This window comes from Ferrimonas sediminicola (assembly GCF_005116715.1).
GTDB lineage: Bacteria > Pseudomonadota > Gammaproteobacteria > Enterobacterales > Shewanellaceae > Ferrimonas > Ferrimonas sediminicola.
The window spans coordinates 1-15,603 of sequence record NZ_SWCI01000022.1 but is presented as its reverse complement, the minus strand read 5'-3'; the positions used below and the strand labels follow the sequence as shown (position 1 = coordinate 15,603).

Annotated in this window: 15 protein-coding genes; 7 read left to right on the top strand and 8 right to left on the bottom strand. The window is 61.8% G+C overall.

Annotated elements, in window-relative coordinates; translation table 11 throughout:
* Positions 1–117: 117 nt before the first annotated feature.
* Both rsmD and FCL40_RS18025 read left to right on the top strand, forming a co-directional pair.
* Positions 118–723 carry a 16S rRNA (guanine(966)-N(2))-methyltransferase RsmD gene (rsmD, locus tag FCL40_RS18030; protein WP_136854665.1) on the top strand — a complete coding sequence of 202 codons (606 nt, stop codon included), beginning with the start codon at positions 118–120 and terminating at the stop codon, positions 721–723.
* Positions 723–956, top strand: a complete 234-nt coding sequence (locus FCL40_RS18025; protein WP_136854664.1) for a DUF1145 domain-containing protein — start codon at positions 723–725, stop codon at positions 954–956. The genes rsmD and FCL40_RS18025 overlap by 1 nt, the downstream gene beginning before the upstream one ends.
* On the opposite strand, the gene FCL40_RS18020 is transcribed toward FCL40_RS18025, so the two are convergent.
* Complete coding sequence (locus tag FCL40_RS18020) at positions 941–1,954, bottom strand: sensor domain-containing diguanylate cyclase (RefSeq protein ID WP_136854663.1); 1,014 nt, start codon at positions 1,952–1,954, stop codon at positions 941–943. The genes FCL40_RS18025 and FCL40_RS18020 overlap by 16 nt on opposite strands.
* Before the next feature lie 334 nt (positions 1,955–2,288).
* Between FCL40_RS18020 and FCL40_RS18015 the strand changes: the two genes are divergently transcribed.
* Both FCL40_RS18015 and FCL40_RS18010 read left to right on the top strand, forming a co-directional pair.
* Positions 2,289–3,437 (top strand): HD-GYP domain-containing protein, encoded by a 1,149-nt coding sequence (locus FCL40_RS18015; RefSeq protein WP_136854662.1) that lies wholly within the window; start codon positions 2,289–2,291, stop codon positions 3,435–3,437.
* 118 nt (positions 3,438–3,555) lie between these two features.
* Entirely contained in the window at positions 3,556–4,323 is a 768-nt protein-coding gene (locus tag FCL40_RS18010) for a ZIP family metal transporter (RefSeq protein WP_136854661.1), read from the top strand.
* Here FCL40_RS18010 and FCL40_RS18005 read toward each other — a convergent pair.
* Positions 4,320–4,736: a YybH family protein gene (locus FCL40_RS18005; protein WP_136854660.1), complete on the bottom strand. Its 417-nt coding sequence runs from the start codon at positions 4,734–4,736 to the stop codon at positions 4,320–4,322. The genes FCL40_RS18010 and FCL40_RS18005 overlap by 4 nt on opposite strands.
* Before the next feature lie 92 nt (positions 4,737–4,828).
* Here FCL40_RS18005 and FCL40_RS18000 point away from each other — a divergent pair, with 92 nt between their 5' ends.
* Positions 4,829–5,380 carry a lysophospholipid acyltransferase family protein gene (locus FCL40_RS18000; protein ID WP_136854659.1) on the top strand — a complete coding sequence of 184 codons (552 nt, stop codon included), beginning with the start codon at positions 4,829–4,831 and terminating at the stop codon, positions 5,378–5,380.
* Here the strand turns inward: FCL40_RS18000 and FCL40_RS17995 are convergent.
* The 4 genes from FCL40_RS17995 to hutC form a co-directional block, all read right to left on the bottom strand.
* Positions 5,368–6,627, bottom strand: a complete 1,260-nt coding sequence (locus FCL40_RS17995) for a mechanosensitive ion channel family protein (protein WP_407644161.1) — start codon at positions 6,625–6,627, stop codon at positions 5,368–5,370. The two genes, FCL40_RS18000 and FCL40_RS17995, sit on opposite strands and share 13 nt — an antisense overlap.
* A gap of 120 nt (positions 6,628–6,747) precedes the next feature.
* A complete protein-coding gene (gene hutH, locus FCL40_RS17990; protein ID WP_136854657.1) occupies positions 6,748–8,280 on the bottom strand; it encodes a histidine ammonia-lyase in 1,533 nt (510 codons plus the stop codon).
* A complete protein-coding gene (gene hutU / locus FCL40_RS17985) occupies positions 8,280–9,968 on the bottom strand; it encodes a urocanate hydratase (RefSeq protein WP_136854656.1) in 1,689 nt (562 codons plus the stop codon). Before hutU ends, hutH begins: the two co-directional genes overlap by 1 nt.
* Positions 9,969–9,986: 18 nt before the next feature.
* The gene (hutC, locus tag FCL40_RS17980) at positions 9,987–10,694 is read right to left on the bottom strand and encodes a histidine utilization repressor (protein ID WP_136854655.1); all 708 of its coding nucleotides are present in this window, start codon (positions 10,692–10,694) and stop codon (positions 9,987–9,989) included.
* A gap of 109 nt (positions 10,695–10,803) precedes the next feature.
* On the opposite strand from hutC, the gene hutI reads away from it, so the two are divergent.
* Together hutI and mtnC are read left to right on the top strand one after the other, a co-directional pair.
* A complete protein-coding gene (gene hutI / locus FCL40_RS17975; RefSeq protein WP_136854654.1) occupies positions 10,804–12,033 on the top strand; it encodes an imidazolonepropionase in 1,230 nt (409 codons plus the stop codon).
* A gap of 70 nt (positions 12,034–12,103) precedes the next feature.
* Positions 12,104–12,790, top strand: a complete 687-nt coding sequence (gene mtnC / locus FCL40_RS17970; protein ID WP_136854653.1) for an acireductone synthase — start codon at positions 12,104–12,106, stop codon at positions 12,788–12,790.
* 27 nt (positions 12,791–12,817) lie between these two features.
* Here mtnC and FCL40_RS17965 read toward each other — a convergent pair whose 3' ends face one another.
* Together FCL40_RS17965 and FCL40_RS17960 are read right to left on the bottom strand one after the other, a co-directional pair.
* Positions 12,818–13,222, bottom strand: a complete 405-nt coding sequence (locus FCL40_RS17965; RefSeq protein ID WP_229360374.1) for an acyl-CoA thioesterase — start codon at positions 13,220–13,222, stop codon at positions 12,818–12,820.
* Positions 13,223–13,287: 65 nt separating this feature from the next.
* Positions 13,288–15,126 carry an AMP-dependent synthetase/ligase gene (locus tag FCL40_RS17960; RefSeq protein WP_136854651.1) on the bottom strand — a complete coding sequence of 613 codons (1,839 nt, stop codon included), beginning with the start codon at positions 15,124–15,126 and terminating at the stop codon, positions 13,288–13,290.
* Positions 15,127–15,603 lie beyond the last annotated feature (477 nt).

Sequence of the window (15,603 nt, the reverse complement as noted above, 5' to 3'; positions counted from 1 at the left end):
ACCTTTACTGATGTCCGGGTCTCGCTGTGGTTATGCTTGGAGCCTGGCCCCTGCTACAATAGCGAGTTTTTCAAGCGCCATAGTCTAACCACAAACGCAGCAAAAACCGAGGAATCCATGGCCAGAGGCTCTCGAAACCCCAAATCCCGCACATCCCCCCAAGGTGGCAGCGGCCAGGTCCGCATCATCAGCGGCCGGTTTCGTGGCCGAAAACTGCCCGTCGCCGACCTCCAGGGACTGCGCCCCACCACCGACCGGGTTCGCGAAACCCTGTTTAACTGGCTGCAGGGTGACACCCAGGATGCCAAGGTGCTGGACTGCTTTGCCGGCAGCGGCGCCCTGGGCCTGGAAGCCCTGTCCCGCTACGCCGCCAGCGTGACCCTGATGGAGCTGGACAAGGGCGCCGCCAACCAGCTGAAACGCAACCTGGCCACCCTGGGGGCCGACAACGCCAAGGTGATCCAGGGTGATAGCCGCACCCTGCTGCTGCAGGGAGGCGAACCCCAGGACCTGGTGTTTGTGGATCCCCCCTTCCGCCAGGGTCTGGTGGCGCCGGTGCTGGAACTGCTGGAGCAAGGCAACTGGCTGACCAACCGTGCCCTTATCTATGTGGAAACCGAATCTGAGCTCGGTCTCGAAGGGGTGCCACCCCACTGGACCCTGCTCAAGGAGAAGGTGGCAGGACAGGTCGCCTACCGGCTGTTTCAGCGGGAGGGGCAGTGATGGAGCAACTGCTCAGGCTTGGCCGCGGCGCCACCCTGGTGGCCTGGGGGCTGATGATCCTCAACCTGGTCACCCCCCTGCCCTTCGGCGAGTACCTGGCGCTGTTGCTGCTGCTGACCCTGGCCGCCCACCTGAGTCTGGCGGCGGTCACCCTGGTGGTACGCCGCCAGGGGCTGGTGGCCACGGGGCGGGTGCTGCTGTTCGGCCTGTTCGAGTTCTACCGGCCGCACTGAAGCAGCGGCTCGCCAAAGCAGCGGTTGCGCCCCAACTGCTTTGCCCGAAGCAGATGGCGGTCCAGGCGCACCAGCATCTCCGGCGCCATGGTGGCGCCGTTCCAGCCGCCGTACCCCACGGACACGGTGAACGGCAGGGACTCCGGGGTCGCCGGCAGCGGCGAGGCCATCGCCAGCAGGCGGATCTTCTCCGCCAGGGCGGCCAGATCGCCAGCCCCGATGCCCGGGAACAGCAGCAGGAACTCCTCGCCCCCCCAGCGCACCACCAGATCCTCCTTGCGGACGGCGCCTGTCAGCAACGCCGAGAAGTGGCACAACAGTTGGTCGCCGGTGATGTGGCCATAGGTGTCGTTGACCTGCTTGAAGCGATCGATATCCAGCAGCATCAACCCCAACACCACCTTTTCCGGCGACTTGGCCGCCAGCCGACTCCCCAGGGACAGCAGCGCCTCCATTCGGACCTCCATGCCTCGGCGGTTCATCAGGCCGGTCAATGGATCGGTAATGCTGTCATTGGCCAGGCTCCGCCCTAGATCCAACAGGTTCAGGTCCGCCTCGATGATGTTGACCACCGATTGCAACAACGCCCGCCACTGGTGGATATGGCTCCGGGGAACCAGATCGTAGACACACAAGGTGCCGAACAGACAACCGTCAGGCTGGCGCACCGGCAACCCCAGGTAGCTGATCATCCCCGCCTGGGTTTCCCGGCCACCGGCCCAATGCGGCTCCTCCCAGCCGTTGTCCACCGCCAGGGGAGCGCCGGTGCGGATCACCCGCTCACAGTAGAGATCGGCCAGGGCGAACCGGTCTCCCGGACGGGTGAGGACCGGGCAGTCCCTGCTGGTGGCCAGAATCTTCATGTTGTCGGTGTCGCAGCGGGAGAGATAGACACCGGGCAGGCCGGTGACCCGGCTGAGCATATTCAGCAGATGGTTCCACTGCTTCTGGGCATGATCTTCCAGCTCCCCCAGCAACCTGCTCTCCTGCGCTGTCATGGTCACCCCCAGTGAACCGCATGTTGCCCCACTTCGGGGACCCCCTCTGTCTGACCCGAAAACCGCAACCGAATGAAACAGGGTCAGCACCACTGAACCTCTGGCCAACCTTGTGACTTAGCTGTACTTATTGAATCAAAATGACTGAAATAGCGTTTTTTTTACCTAGCCAATGGCAGATAATAGCAGGGTTCAATCTCAATCCGTTCAGGCTAAAGACAAAAAATCGACTCACACTCGTGACGGAGTTGATCTCAGCGCGCCTTCGATTAAGGTAACTGAGACAGGGAAACCAAAGATTGTCACCGGACAACAGGAAGACTGCTGACGCAAGATGAAGATCATCCCAATCGAACAGCTGACGCTGGGCATGTATGTGGAAAGCATCCCGGACCACCCGTCACTGTCCATGGTACAGAAGGGCTATATTCAGGATCCCGCGATCCTGGAGATGCTGCGTAACCTTGGGGTGGAACGCATCATCATCAACCCCGGCAAGACCAAGGGGGTCACGCCCGCCGTCAGCGCCACCCCGGCCCGAGTCAAGGCACCCGCCAAGAGCGATCTTAAGAACGAGCTCCCCAGGGCCAAAAAGCTGCTGTCGCAAGCCAAGAAGCTGCAGTCCAGGCTGATGTCGGACGTCAAGCTGGGACAACAGATCGACCTGGAACCGGTCAACGCCATGGCGGACGAGTTTATCGGCAGCGTCTTCCGCAACCCCAGCGCCCTGGCGTGCCTGCGCCTCATAAAGGACAAGGATGACTACCTGCTGGAGCACTCCCTGGGAGTCACCATCCTGATGACCCTGTTTGCCCGGGCATTGGGCATCGGCGGCACCACCCTGCATCAGCTGTGCGTCGGCTCCCTGCTGCACGATATCGGCAAGATCCGCATTCCGGAGGCGATCCTCAACAAACCCGGGAAATTGACCCCGGAGGAGTTCGAGGTAATGAAGAGCCATGCGGCCCACAGCCGCACCATCATCACCGCCACGCCCGGCATCAGCAAAGTCAGCCTGGACGTCGCCGCCATGCATCATGAAAAGCTGGACGGGACAGGTTACCCCATGGGACTCAAGGGGGAGCAGATCTCCACCGCCGGCCGCATGGTCGCCATCTGCGACATCTATGACGCCATGACCGCCGACAGGGTATACCACAAGGGGATGGCCCCCACCCTGGCACTCAAACGGCTGCTGGAGATGACGCCCCTGGCCCTGGACAAGAAGCTGGTGGTGAAATTTATCCAGACTCTGGGGGTTTACCCCAACGGCTGCATGGTCGAACTGCACAGCGGCCGGGCGGCCATTGTCATGGAAACCCAGGATCGTAAGCCCACCAAGCCGCTGGTGAGGGTGGTCTACAACCTGAAGAGCAACACCCATGTGATGCAGTCGGAGATCGAGCTGGAGAAGCACAACGACCACATCATCAAGGCGATCGATCCCAGGGAGTATAAGCTGGATCTGACCAACTACCTCTAGGCCCGGGGTTTACCCACGCCGGAATCGGTCAAACGCGGTCGATCAAGGCGCCATGTCACTGGACATCGCTCACGGGACGGGTTAACGTACGCACCCCAACTGAGAACAGTTATCATTTATGAACTATGTAATCGCCAGCCTGCTGGTCCTGGCTGTTGGCCCCATCCTCCACCACGGACTGAAGAGCCAGAAGGGCATCATCACCGCCATTGGCGCCTTCGTGATGGTGTCCCTCGGTGGACTGGTCCTGTTCGACGTCCTGCCCCAGGTGATCACCCTGGGCGGGGTGGTGGCGATCCTGTTTGTGCTGCTGGGGTTGTTTGGGCCCTCCCTGTCGGAAAAGCTGTTCAAGCGTCACTCCGCCTTCGCCCATAACCTCACCGTCGCCCTGGGGATCTTCGGCCTGCTGCTGCATGCCGTCACCGATGGCAGCGCCCTGTTTCTGGCCGCCAATGAGCAGGGTCCGATGCTGTTGGCCTTCGGCATTATCCTCCACCGCATGCCCGCCGGCCTGGCGGTATGGTGGCTGCTGCGCCCGGCCTATGGCCGCGCCATTGCCACCGTCGTGCTGGGGTTGATGATGATCGCCACCCTGATCGGCTTTCATCTGGGGCCGGAACTGCTGCACCACATGACCGCCACCCATGTGGTCTACCTGCAGGCCTTCGTCACCGGCTCCATCCTGCACGTGCTGTGGCACCGGCCCCATGAGCACCACAGCCATGAGCACGATCACGGCGGCCAGGCGACCCTGCAGTCCAGCCACTGGATCGGCGGCGGCCTGGGACTGCTGTTCCTGGTGCTGCTGATGGTGGCCCATCCGGATCACGGCCACAGCGGCGCCAGCGACCACCTGCACGGCGAGGAGTTACACCAGGCCCACTAGCTGGTGTGATCGTGGACGATGCGCCACTGGCCATCCAGCTTGCGGACAATCAGGGTAAACTCGCCGGCGGGTTTATCCTTCTCCCGCAGCAGCATCCAGCGCCCGACCACCAGGGCAACATCCTCCGCCAGCATCTGCACCGTTTCCAGCTCGAACTGCAGCTGACCCATGGCGGCCGCATCCGGGTAGCGCTTCAGGTAGCCCCTGAGCGTGGTGTCCCAACCGTACTTGATCTTGCCGCCTGAGATAAATCTCAATTGGTCACTGTGCCAGTACCCCTGCATGTAGCCGGGAATGTCTCCCCGATTCCAGGCCAGGCGCTGCGTCTCGAGCACCTGACGGATGGCGGCTTCGTTCGACCATGCCCCGGCACTGAACAGCATGACCATCAGGCCAATCACCACTCGCTTCATTCCGATCCTCCCTGAATTGCCCCATTTCGGGGCACTGATGCAAATTGGTATACTCATTAGACTATGCACCAGACACCGGCCTCCTGACCACCATGAGACAATCTTTCTGCGCCTGGCTGCTGAAGCGGCTTGGCTGGACCATCGAAGGCGAGATCCCGCTTCAGGGGCGCTACATTATCGTGGTGGGGCCCCACACCAGCAACTGGGACTTTCTCATCGGCATCCTGGCCCAATGGGCACTGGGGTTGAACGCCAACTTCATCGGCAAACACCAGCTGTTCCGCTGGCCCACCGGCTGGCTGTTCCGCGCCCTGGGCGGAGTCCCGGTCAATCGGGGGCGGCAGAACAACCTGGTGAGTACCGCGGTCGAGCTGTTCGCCACCCGGGAGAACTTCATCCTGGCGCTGGCCCCCGAGGGCACAAGAAAGCCGGTCTCCCGCTGGAAAACCGGCTTCTACCATATTGCCCGCCAGGCACGGGTACCCATCTACTGCGCCGGCTTGGACTTCCAGGCGCGCCGGGTGGTGATCCGCCCACCGCTGATGCCGGGAGAGCTGATGGCCGAGGATATGAACACCCTCCTCGACTTCTTCCGCGCCATTCCCGGCAAATACCCCCAGCCGGTGCCCCGCTACGAGGAGTAGGCGCCCGCCCGGGCCAGATCCTGGCCGGTGGGGCGCTGCATCGGCTTCAGTCCAAACTCCGGCAAGATGGCCAACAGGTGGTCGAAGATGTCCGCCTGGATCCCCTCATACACCGTCCAACGGGTGTCATTGGTGAAACAATAGATCTCCATCGGCAGCCCCAGCTCGCTGGGCGCCAGTTGGCGCACCATCATGGTCATCTCCGGTGTCAGGTGGGGGTTGGCCCGGAGGTAGGCCTCCAGGTAGGCGCGCAGGCAGCCCAGGTTGGTCAGGCGGCGACCGTTCACCGGCATGCTGAGATCCTCCCGACCGGCATTGGCCTCGGTCAGTTCGGCCTGCTTCTGCGCCAAGTAGGGAGCCAGCAGACGGATCTCTTTCAATTTTGCCATCAGTGTCTCGTCGACAAAGGCCACCGAGTTCACGTCCAGGTAAACGGAGCGCTTAATGCGGCGTCCGCCGGACTCCTGCATCCCCCGCCAGTTGCGGAAAGCGTCGGTGGTCAGGGCATAGGCGGGGATCATGGTGATGGTCTTGTCCCAGTTCTGCACCTTGACCGTGGTCAGGGTCACCTCCAGCACCTCACCGTCGGCACCATACTTGGCCATCTCGATCCAGTCCCCCGGGCTCACCAGCCGGTTGGCCGCCAGCTGGATGCCGGCCACAAACCCCAGGATAGTATCGCGAAACACCAGCATCACCAGACCGGTGGCCACACCCAGGCCGGAGAGCAGGTAGAGGGGCGACTTATCCAGCAGTATGCCGACAAAGAGGATCAAACCGACGATAAACAGGAACAGCTTGGTCAGCTGGGCAATGCTCTGCACCGGCAGTCTGCGCCCCTCCGGGCGAATGGCGATCAGTGCCCTGACAATATCCAGCACCGCGAACACCACCCGCAGGGACATCACCAGCATCACCAGCTCCAGGCCCCTGGAGACCAGGTCCTGCCATACCGGCCACAGGCTGAGCACCATGGGGGTAAACAGGTCCAGCACCACCACCGGTGCGATCTGGGCCAGCTTCTCCAGCACCCGGTACTGTCTCACCGGCACCACCCAGGCGGTGTTGCGCTCGATCACCTTGCGGGCGCCTCTGACCAGCACCCGCATGAATATCCCGTACACCAGCAGCGCGGTCACCATGGCGATCACCGCCAGTATCACCACCGTCAGGGGATCGTCCCCCTTGGTGGGCATCTCCATGCTGGTCAGCCACTGGGCCAGCCAGTGGCGCATCTCATTCTTAATCTCTTGTTCCACGAGGGAGGTCCGCTATTAGGCTAATGGCCCCAGAATACTGGCTGAGACGGCCAGAAAAAAGCCCCGCTGTTGCGGGGCTTGTCTCAATATCAGACTGGCCTGTCTAAATTATAGGCTGGGAAGTACGCCTTTGGGCAGCAGCGCGTTGTAGCCGGCCTCACACAGCAGTTCCGTGGCCAAGGTGATGTCCGGGGCAAAATACCTGTCCTTGTCATAGAAACGGACCCGCTCACGCAGCTGCGCCTTGGCCTGCTCCACCCGGGTGCTGGCCTTCAGCGGCTTGCGGAAATCCAGGCCCTGGGCCGCCGCCAGCAGCTCCACCGCCAGCACGCCACGGCTGTTCTCCGCCATCTCCCGCAGACGGCGGGCGGCGAAGGTGGCCATGGAGACATGGTCCTCCTGGTTGGCGGAGGTGGGCAGGCTGTCCACCGACGCCGGATGAGCCAGGGTCTTGTTCTCACTGGCCAGGGCCGCGGCGGTCACCTGGGCGATCATAAAGCCGGAGTTCACCCCGCCATTATCCACCAGGAAGGGGGGCAGACCGGACAGGTTACGATCGATCAGCAACGCGATGCGCCGCTCCGCCAGGGCGCCAATTTCGGCAATGACGATGGCCAAGTTGTCGGCAGCCATGGCCACCGGCTCCGCATGGAAGTTGCCGCCGGAGATGATGTCACCCTCGTCGGCAAACACCAGCGGATTGTCGGTAACGCCGTTGGACTCCACCAGCAACACTTCGGCCGCCTGACGGATCTGGGTCAGGCAGGCCCCCATAACCTGGGGCTGGCAGCGCAGGGAGTAGGGGTCCTGCACCTTTTCACAGCCGGCGTGGCTGTCACCCAACTCGGAGTTCTCATCCAACAGGTGACGGAACACCGCGGCAGAGTCGATCTGGCCCCGTTGACCACGTACTTCGTGGATGCGGGCATCAAAGGGGCGACGACTGCCCAGGGCCGCCTCGACGCTCATGGCCCCGACCACGGAAGCGCCGGCCCACAGGTCTTCGGCTCGAAACAGCCCCTGCAGCGCCAGTGCCGTGGACGCCTGGGTGCCGTTGAGCAGGGCCAGACCCTCCTTGGGTGCCAGCTCCATGGGACTCAGGCCGGCCTTGGCCAGGCCGGTGGCGGCGTCGATGATCTCACCGTGATAGCGCACTTCGCCCTCACCCAGCAGTGGCAGCACCATGTGAGACAGGGGCGCCAGGTCGCCGGATGCCCCCACAGAGCCCTTCTCCGGCACTATGGGATACACTTCGGCATTCACCAGGGCGATCAGGGCATCGATTACCTCACGGCGAATGCCGGAGAAACCCCGGGCCAGGGAGTTGATCTTCAGCACCATCATCAGACGCACGGCGCTGTCGCTCATGGGCGCACCGGTACCGGCGGCATGGGACAGCACGATGGAGCGCTGCAGCAGTGCCAGGTCGTCCTTGCCGATGCGGGTGTTGGCCAGCAGGCCAAAGCCAGTATTGATGCCGTAGACCACGCGGTCTTCATCGATCACCTGCTGCACGGTGGCGGCACTGCGGTCAATGGCGGCGTAGGCGCTGTCGGCCAGGGTCAGCTTAACCCGGTTCTGTCCGATGCTGCGCAGCTGGGCCAGGGTCAACTGGCCCGGGTTCAGGGTCATTTCCAGCATTAGTTGTTCTCCATGGGCAGATCCAGGCCCTGCTCACGGGCGCAGTTTTTGGCGATTTCGTAACCGGCATCGGCGTGACGCATGACACCGGTGGCGGGATCGTTCCACAGCACACGGCCGATGCGGGCATCCGCCTCTTCGCTGCCATCACACAGGATGACGATGCCGGAGTGCTGAGAGAAACCCATGCCGACGCCACCACCGTGGTGCAGGCTCACCCAGGTGGCGCCGCCGGCGGTGTTGAGCATCGCGTTCAGCAACGGCCAGTCGGACACGGCATCGGAACCGTCCATCATCCCTTCGGTTTCCCGGTTGGGAGACGCCACTGAGCCAGAATCCAGGTGGTCACGACCGATCACCACAGGGGCTTTCAGTTCACCATTCTTCACCATCTCGTTGAAGGCGCGGCCCAGGCGGGCGCGATCTTTCAGCCCCACCCAGCAGATGCGGGCAGGCAGTCCCTGGAACTGGATGCGCTCGCGGGCCATATCCAGCCAGTTGTGCAGGTGCGGATCGTCCGGGATCAGCTCCTTCACCTTCTGGTCGGTTTTATAGATGTCCTCCGGGTCGCCGGAGAGGGCCACCCAGCGGAAGGGGCCGATCCCTTCGCAGAACAGGGGACGGATGTAGGCCGGTACGAAGCCTGGGAAGTCGAAGGCGTTCTTCACCCCCTCTTCCAAGGCCATCTGACGGATGTTATTGCCGTAATCCAGGGTGGCGGCTCCGCGCGCCTGAAGGTCCAGCATCGCCTGAACCTGAACCGCCATTGACGCCTTGGCCGCCTTCACCACCGCAGCCTCATCCTTCAGGCGCATCTCGGCGGCCTGGGCCATGGTCCAGCCCTGGGGCAGGTAGCCATTCAGAGGGTCGTGGGCCGAGGTCTGGTCGGTGACCACGTCCGGGGTAATCCCCTTCGCCACCAGCTCACCAAAGATGTCGGCGGCGTTGGCCAGCAGACCTACGGAGACAGGCTTGCCGTCGGCCTTGGCCTGTTCGATCATGCCCATCGCCTCATCCAGGCTGTAGGCCTTCCTGTCGACATAACCGGTACGCAGACGGAAGTCGATGCGGGTCTCATCGCACTCCACGGCGATCATGGAGAAGCCGGCCATGGTGGCTGCCAGAGGCTGAGCACCCCCCATGCCACCCAGACCGCCAGTGAGGATCCAGCGACCGGCCGCCTGTCCGTCGAAGTGCTTCTTGGCGACGGCAGCAAAGGTCTCATAAGTGCCCTGGACAATCCCCTGGGTACCGATGTAGATCCAGGAGCCGGCAGTCATCTGGCCGTACATGGCCAGCCCCTTCTTATCCAGCTCGTTGAAGTGCTCCCAGTTGGCCCAGTGGGGCACCAGATTGGAGTTGGCGATCAGCACCCGAGGCGCGTTTTCATGGGTCTTGAATACGCCCACCGGCTTACCGGACTGCACCAGCAGGGTCTCGTCCAGCTCCAGGCGTTTCAGGGTCTCGACGATCTGATCGAAACACGCCCAGTTGCGGGCGGCACGGCCGATGCCGCCATAGACCACCAGGCCCTGGGGGTGCTCCGCCACCTCCGGGTCCAGGTTGTTCATCAGCATCCGCAGCGGCGCCTCGGTCTGCCAGCTCTTGGCGTTCAGTTCAGTGCCTCGTGGTGCACGGATCACCCGGTTCTCGTCCAGGCGATTGGCTGTGTCCTTGTTGTTGCTCATCGTGATCTCCTCACTGCTCTAATTGTCCATCACCAGGTGGCCACCCAGCCGGTAACGGCTGCCCGGGTGAGTCAGTCTGGCAAAGCTCACCGCACCGGATCGGCTCCAGGTACGGCGTAAAATTCTCAAACAGGGCTCGCCTGGCCCCAACTGCAACAGCTCAGCGGTGGCCGTGTCCACCACCACCGCCTCCACCTCATGGTGGGCTTCGGTCAGAGGGGCGACCTGGCTCAGGTACTCATGGGGCGTCTGCAGGGCAAAGTCCTGCTCCAGGTACCCAGGCACCAGCGCCAGGTTGACATAGCGGTGCTCCAGCTGCATCGGCAGCCCCTCCTCCAGGTGCAGCAGGGCGGTATGGCCCACTTCGGTTCCCGGCGACAGCCCCAGGGCGATGGCCACCTCGGTGTCCGCAGCCAGCCTGGTCTTAGCCAGCACCTGCACCCTGTGGCCCCTGCCCCGCTCCTTCACCTCATCGGCGATGTTGCGAATGGTCAGCATAGACCCCTGGGACTTGAGGGACGCCACAAAGGTCCCCTGCCCCTGACTGCGTACCAACACCCCCTGCTCCACCAGCTCAGTCAGGGCCCGGCGGGCGGTCATCCGGCTACACTCAAACTGAGCGGCCAGGGCGTTTTCCGATGGCACCTTGGCGTGCTCGGCCAGGCTACCCTGCTCGATCAGCTCGGTGAGGTGTTGCTTGATTTCAATGAATTTTGGTGCGGCCAAAGTGGGCTCCCGGGGTGGTCTCTGCGATCAAAAATGACACAGACGACTTGTATATACAAGCAAAGATTGCCAGAATGCCGAGAGATAATTTGAGCCCAAGGAGCGCGAAATGGAGTGGGATCAGCTTTGGATAGACATCAATCTGGCCACCATGGATCCAGACAGACCGGGCAGTTATGGCGAGATTGAGGACGCCGCCCTGGCGGTCAAAGATGGCCGAATCGCCTGGGTGGGCCCACGCTCTGAACTGCCCGAGTTTGACCCCCTCGCCATGCCGGTGATCAAGGGCAACGGCCAGTGGCTGACTCCGGGCCTGGTGGACTGTCATACCCACCTGGTGTTTGCCGGTACCCGGGCCAGCGAGTTCGAGGCCAGGCTCAATGGCGCCACCTATGAAGAGATCGCCCGCCAGGGTGGCGGCATCCTCTCTACGGTCAAGGCCACCCGGGCGGCGGACGAGGAAACCCTGTTCCAGCTAGGCCGCGAACGCCTCAACGCCCTGCTGGCTGAGGGCGTGACCCGGGTAGAGATCAAATCCGGTTACGGGCTGGATACCGAGACCGAGCATAAGATGCTCAGCCTGGCCCGCCACCTGGGCGAGGTGCATCCACTGGATGTCCACACCACCTTCCTCGGTGCCCATGCGCTGCCGGCGGAATATCAGGGACGGCAACAGGCTTACGTCGACCTGGTGTGTGACGAGATGATGCCCGCGATCGCCGCCGATAACCTGGCCGATGCGGTGGATGTATTCTGCGAGAACATCGCCTTTGACCTGGACCAGACCGAACAGGTGTTCCGCACAGCCCGGGAACTGGGGCTTCCGGTCAAGTTGCATGCCGAGCAGCTGTCCAACATGGGGGGAAGCCAACTGGCCGCCCGCCATCAGGCCCTGTCCGTGGACCACATCGAGTGCCTGGATGAGGCAGGGGTCAAGGCCCTGGCCGACTCCGGCACCGTGGCCGTGCTGCTGCCCGGGGCCTTCTACTTCCTCAGGGAGACCCGCAAACCCCCGGTCGAGCTGCTACGCCACCATGGGGTCCCCATGGCGGTGGCCTCCGATTTCAATCCGGGCAGCTCCCCCCTCTGCTCCACCCTGCTGATGGTCAATATGGGCTGTACCCTGTTTGGCCTGACACCCGCCGAAGCCCTGGCCGGCGTGACCCGCCACGGCGCCCAGGCCCTGGGCGTCGGCGACCGGGTGGGTCAGCTGAAAGTGGGGATGATCGCCGATATGGCGCAGTGGCAGATTGGCCACCCTGCGGAGCTCGCCTGGCAGTACGGCAACCGACCCTGCAGGGCGGTCTACAAGGCCGGAAAAGTGGTGAGAGTGAGCTAAGTTAAAGCTGGCATTGAACCCGCCTCGGCGCTAATATTTGCGCTGATGCGACTTTATTATTGTAGGGACTATGGGAATTCAAGCCGTTATCGTAGATACCGCCGGTACCACCACGGATTACGACTTCATTAAAAAAGTGTTGTTCTCTTACTCGGCCAAAGAGATGGCCCGGTTTATCGAGGAGAACCAGGAGCAGGTGGTGGTGTCCCACTGTATCGATGACGTCAAGGAGTTGGCTGGCGAACCCGATGCCGACCTGGCTCGCGTGGTAGAGATCCTGCTTCAATGGATCGCCGAGGATCAGAAAGCAACCCCCCTGAAAACCATCCAGGGGATGATCTGGCGCCAAGGCTATCGTCAGGGTGATCTGGAAGGCCACATCTACCCCGATGCCCTGGAGTCTCTGAAGTCCCTCAAGGCACAAGGCAAGCGAATCTACAGTTTCTCCTCTAGCTCCACCGAAGCCCAGGAACTGCTGTTTCAGCACAGCCAGTTCGGTGACCTGCGCAACCTGTTCCACGGCCACTTCGACACCCATATGGGTCAGAAGGTGGAGCCTCAGGCCTACCGCAACATCATCAACACCATCAGTATGTGGCCCAACCTGATCCTGTTTGTCTCCGATCGACTGGAGGAGCTCAATGCCGCCAAGGCGGCTGGCCTGAAAACCTGTCAGATCGTCAGGAGTGAAGGGATACGCCAGGGCAAGCACCCGGTGATTCAGGAGTTCAGCCAGTTGAACCTGGAGAGTTTCTGAAAAAAAGCGGCCGATTGGCCGCTTTTTTCAGTCCCAGGGCCTGTCTCCCCTAAGAGGTGACAAGGCTTGTCGAATCTCGTCGGGAATCCTCACCGGCTTCTCCTCACCATAGTCATAGTGAACCATGGCGACCTCCGCGCGGGCGACCACCTTGTCTCCCTGAGACGCCTGGTGCCAGATCTTCAGTGAGCTGTTGCCGATCTGATTTACGCCGGTGGTAATCACCACGTCCTGACCGTAGTAGGTGGGAAGCAGGTAGTCGATCTTGAATCCGGCCAGGATCAGGTTCCACTCCCGGTGATCCAGGCTGGGCACAAAGCAACGGAAGATGGGGGTGCGGGCCTCCTCGAACCAAACCGGCACCACGGTGTTGTTGATATGGCCCAGGGCATCGGTTTCGGAAAACCTGGGACTGAGGGTAATGGTATGCATGGCAACTCCTTTTCTATGCATAAAAAAGGGTGCCTGCCCGGCACCCTTTTCGTCAAGACCATTGGCTACTTCAGCGAGGCCTTCTTCCGCTCCACCAGTTTCTTCGCCTTGCTGTACATGGCGTCGATCTCCTCGGAGAAACGCTCGTTAATCACCTTGCGCCGAAGCTTGAGGGTGGGGGTCAGTTCACCACGCTTCATGCAGAACTCGCGCGGGAGCAGGGTGAACTTCTTCACCTGCTCAAACTTGGCCAGCTCCTGCTGCACCTCCTTCAACCGCTGCTCGAAGTGCTCCACCACGTCGGAATGCTGAATCAGGTCCAGCGGGTCCTTGTACTTGATCCCCTTCTCCTTGGCCCAGCTCTCCAATGACTCGAAGGCGGGCACGATCAGCGCCGAAACATAGTTTCGGGCCTCGGCAACCACCGCCACTTGCTCGATGAGGGGGTCCCGGGCCACCATCCCCTCCACCCTCTGGGGGGCAATGTACTTGCCGTTGGAGGTCTTCATCAGCTCCTTGATGCGGTCGGTGATGTGAAGGTGACCCTCGTCATCCAGGCGGCCGGCATCGCCGGTTCTGAGCCAGCCATCCACAAACACCGCATCGGTATCATCGGGCCGGTTGTAGTAGCCCTTCATCACCGTGTCACCCTTGACCAGGATCTCGTTGTCATCGCCAATCTTTACCTGAACCTCGGGCATGGGACGGCCATTACCCTGAAGGCGAATGCTACCCGGCAGTCCACAGGAAATGGTGGCGGTGGTCTCGGTCATCCCATAGCCGCACAACAGGGTAATGCCGACAGACTGGAAGAACTCGTGCACCACGTCGTCCAGCTTGGCACCACCACAGGGCATGAAGCGGATCTCGCCACCCAGCACGTCGCGCAATTTGGACAGAACCAGCTTGTCTGCCAGGTTCACCAGCTGCTGACGCGCCGGGTTCAGTCGCCGTCCCCTGTTGGCCGCTTCGAAGCGGATGCGCCCTTGACGCAACGCCCAGTAGAACAGGAACCGGCGGGGAGCCGGCGCCTTGCCGACCTTGTCGGCCACCGCGCTGTAGACCTTCTCGTAGAAGCGGGGCACGGCACACATCACCGCCGGCTTGAATTCGGTCAGGGCCTTCTGTACCTCGGCGGGGTTCTCCAGGAAACCGACATGACCGCCACGCCCCAGGGCAAACAGGGTCCAGCCCCGTTCAAACACATGGGACAGGGGCAGGAACGCCAGGGAGCGCTCACCGGCATTGAAACTCAGGATGCGTGAATGCTGCCTGGTGGTGCTGGCAAAGTTGCGGTAATCCAGCATCACCCCCTTTGGTTCACCGGTGGTGCCCGAGGTGTAGATCAGGGTTATCAGGTCATCCAGGCTGCGGCTGGCGAGTCGCTCCTGCAGCAGGGGCTGACAGTAGTCAACATCGTACTCCAGCAGCTGATGGAAATAGTGTTGAACCACCGGGCTATTGCCCTGGGTGATGGAGGACTTCATCAGGATGATGTTGGTCAGCGAGGGGCACTCCGAAGCCACCTCCAGCGCCTTGTCATACTGCTCCTGATCACCGACAAACAGCAGCTTGGCCCCGGCATCATTGATGATATACCTGGCCTGATCCGCGGTATTGGTGGGGTAGATGGGCACAACCACCGAGCGACACTGCATGCCGGCCAGGTCGGTCATCGCCCACCGCTCCGAGTTCTGGGCAAAGATGGCGATCTTGTCCTGGGTCTCTATGCCCAGGTGGATCATCACCTTCGCCAGTTGGGTCAGGTTATCGCCCAACTCGCGCCAACTAATCGGGTGCCACCGACCCTGTTCGCGGTAGGAGATGGCTGGCTGCTCCGGCAGCGCCTTAATTTGGTCCTGAATCAGATCTACCAGGTGCAGATCCTCGAGAAGTTGGGTCACTGCTGAACTCCCACCGTGATGGATTTAGCGTACAGATGTTCACTGTTTCCAGCGAATCTTACCCAACTCCGACCGGACAGGTAAGGTTAATCTCACTTAAATTGTGCAGCAGAGCACAATAACCACCAACTGTTCAGACCAGTTATAGAGCAAACTCTCTAGGATCCCATGGTTCTGGGCATTACAGGACAATCTCCCTCACCGATAGGCCACCAATAAAGGAACAGGGACTCTCCCATTTGACGGCAGTTTTCACTGGCTGGCCGGGAATAAATCTGAACGTCAGAGGCACCATCCAGTACCACCATACCCGTATACGCAGGCATCCGGCGGTTTAGCTCGGACCGAGTGAAAAGCCCTGGCTCCTGGCCTGCGCCAGGAAGACGACGGGGCGTGTTGCTAGGGAAGCGCGTCGTTGCCTTGGCAGGGGTTCGCTGCACGCTCGCCATGAGGGCTACGACCGCGCACAATGGCCAA

What these genes read in the sequence shown, in the direction of transcription:
- rsmD (WP_136854665.1), top strand. Translation starts at nt 118, where the DNA reads ATGGCCAGAGGCTCTCGAAACCCCAAATCCCGCACATCCCCCCAAGGT.
- FCL40_RS18025 (WP_136854664.1), top strand. Translation starts at nt 723, where the DNA reads ATGGAGCAACTGCTCAGGCTTGGCCGCGGCGCCACCCTGGTGGCCTGG.
- FCL40_RS18020 (WP_136854663.1), bottom strand. Translation starts at nt 1,954, where the DNA reads ATGACAGCGCAGGAGAGCAGGTTGCTGGGGGAGCTGGAAGATCATGCC.
- FCL40_RS18015 (WP_136854662.1), top strand. Translation starts at nt 2,289, where the DNA reads ATGAAGATCATCCCAATCGAACAGCTGACGCTGGGCATGTATGTGGAA.
- FCL40_RS18010 (WP_136854661.1), top strand. Translation starts at nt 3,556, where the DNA reads ATGAACTATGTAATCGCCAGCCTGCTGGTCCTGGCTGTTGGCCCCATC.
- FCL40_RS18005 (WP_136854660.1), bottom strand. Translation starts at nt 4,736, where the DNA reads ATGAAGCGAGTGGTGATTGGCCTGATGGTCATGCTGTTCAGTGCCGGG.
- FCL40_RS18000 (WP_136854659.1), top strand. Translation starts at nt 4,829, where the DNA reads ATGAGACAATCTTTCTGCGCCTGGCTGCTGAAGCGGCTTGGCTGGACC.
- hutH (WP_136854657.1), bottom strand. Translation starts at nt 8,280, where the DNA reads ATGCTGGAAATGACCCTGAACCCGGGCCAGTTGACCCTGGCCCAGCTG.
- hutU (WP_136854656.1), bottom strand. Translation starts at nt 9,968, where the DNA reads ATGAGCAACAACAAGGACACAGCCAATCGCCTGGACGAGAACCGGGTG.
- hutI (WP_136854654.1), top strand. Translation starts at nt 10,804, where the DNA reads ATGGAGTGGGATCAGCTTTGGATAGACATCAATCTGGCCACCATGGAT.
- mtnC (WP_136854653.1), top strand. Translation starts at nt 12,104, where the DNA reads ATGGGAATTCAAGCCGTTATCGTAGATACCGCCGGTACCACCACGGAT.
- FCL40_RS17965 (WP_229360374.1), bottom strand. Translation starts at nt 13,222, where the DNA reads ATGCATACCATTACCCTCAGTCCCAGGTTTTCCGAAACCGATGCCCTG.